A 2,168-nucleotide genomic window follows, 5' to 3' on the forward strand; every position below is an offset into this window, starting at 1 on the left:
AGTGTCATCGCCGGCTCCACCATCTAGGTAATCGCTGCCATTGCCACCATTTAATGTGTCATTACCCGATAAGCCCAAAATAACATCACTACCACTGGTACCATCAACCTTGCTGCCATCTAGCGAGGCAACCAAAGGTAGTGGCTCACTAGCGAATAAATCAGCAAGCGTTAAGTATATACCGTCAGCTAATTCAATCGACTCCAATTGATAAGCTGAGCCGAAGAACCAATTGAGAACTCTTAAGGTTTCACCAGACGCCGTGATGGTAATTACTAAGTCAAAGTTCTCACGTGAGCCAGTAAGCTCATCTGCAGTCAATGGCGCAGCAATTACAAGCCGGTCATTAACTGGCGCATTCAACGGGCTTAGGTTATCAAGGTCATCAATGACATCATTACCCTGACCTTCACCCCAGTGATAGGTGTCATCTCCTGGGCCGCCATATAAGGTGTCATTACCTAAACCACCAAAGAGATCATCATCACCGCCTTCACCAAAGAGATCATCATCACTGTCTAAACCGTAAAGTTGCTCATTCAGAACAGAGCCCGTCAATAGTCCAACATCAAGATCATCATTGAGAGTGGTGAGTTCTTGCACCATTGCCGTGATGTCTAGATCCGAATCATCATTTAAGAATTTAATAGATGTCAGAGCGTAGTCTTCGCCGCGGAACCAATCGACTAACGTTAGGCTATTGCCGCTGCCTACTACCGTTGCAACAAGGTTAAATTGTTGATGGCTCCACGTAATATCTGTTGGCGCAATAGCGGCGTCAATTTCAAGAGTATCCGAGCCCAAAGCATCATGATTGTCGATATGATCATTGGCGGCACCGGTCCACTCATAGACATCATCGCCTTCACCACCGCTCATAACGGAATCAAAAGTACCACTGATTAAGCGATTGTCTTGATCAGAACCAATCAATAAAGAAGATTGCGAGCCAACACTAAGAATGACTTCGCCAGAAACCAACTCAAATTGACTGGTATAAGGTGCAACATCATAGAACTCACCATTTATAGCAATGGACTCGATCTGATAGGAGGCCTCCAAGAACCAATCCTGAATACGAACCGAGCTGCCACTGCTGGCGTGTAAAATCATAAGGTCCAAGCCGTTATGACTGATAGATAGTTCTGGCGCTGAAACCACACCGTCAATAAGCAAGCTATCTTCAACGCTATCGGCAATGCCGTAATCCCAAATCACATCACTGCCACTGGTTGGCGACCAGTGATAGACATCACTTCCATTGCCACCCTGTAGCAAGTCATTGCCCGGGGTAACAGTAAAGATATCTACGCCACCTGTTCCGATTACAACATTGGCGTACTCATCGCCACTGAAGATTCGGATGATTTCGTCGTTTGAGTGTTCGGTATTGATAGTGTCATAAGTCCAAACCGTTCCATCAATAAAAACAAAGCGCTCTATCCAGTAATAATTTGATGTAAACCACCGATCAACAGTTATTTGATCACCGCTGCTCAGCGATAAAATGAGGTCATTCGCATCTCTGTAAACCGTAATAATTCCAGGAGTGATGCCCGCACCAAAGATCACACTGTCAGTGAAAAAATGAGTGATATTGGACGTATGGTAACCATGGTCAGTGATGCGATCTTGGCCATCACCCAAATCGAAGTAGTAGGTATCCCCACGGCCGATGTTTGTAGACGATAAGGTGTCGTTACCTGAGCCACCGCGGAAAGTACCATGACCACTGATAGTGTCATCACCCGCTCCGCCTTCAAAGGTGTTGTAGCCGTCGTTGTCATAGAGAACATCATCTCCATCGCCACCATTCAGGGTATCGTCACCGCTTTCACCATCGAGGTTATCGTTATCCGCTCCACCTGCAAGCGTGTCATTGCCATTGCCGCCTCGAAGCTGGTCGTCACCTAAACCGCCATCGATATGATCGACACCTAACCAGCCAGTCAGCGTATCGTCACCATCTGTAGCACCTGGAACAAAAAACTCGACGCCTTGGAAGTGCGTAAAGTCCCACTCCGTTCCATCAATAAAGACAAAGCGCTCTATCCAGTAATAGTTTGATGTAAACCACCGATCAACAGTTATTTGATCACCGCTGCTCAGCGATAAAATGAGGTCATTCGCATCTCTGTAAACCGTAATAATTCCAGGAGTAATGCCCG

1 protein-coding gene is annotated in these 2,168 nt (G+C 46.3%); it reads right to left on the reverse strand.

The features are described from left to right. Positions 1–2,168, reverse strand: a 2,168-nt coding sequence (locus AC438_RS14160; RefSeq protein WP_274377620.1) for a calcium-binding protein, incomplete at both ends; no start/stop codon positions are given.

The sequence above is a fragment of the Marinagarivorans algicola genome (genome assembly GCF_001292705.1).
GTDB classification, from domain to species: Bacteria; Pseudomonadota; Gammaproteobacteria; order Pseudomonadales; family Cellvibrionaceae; genus Marinagarivorans; species Marinagarivorans algicola.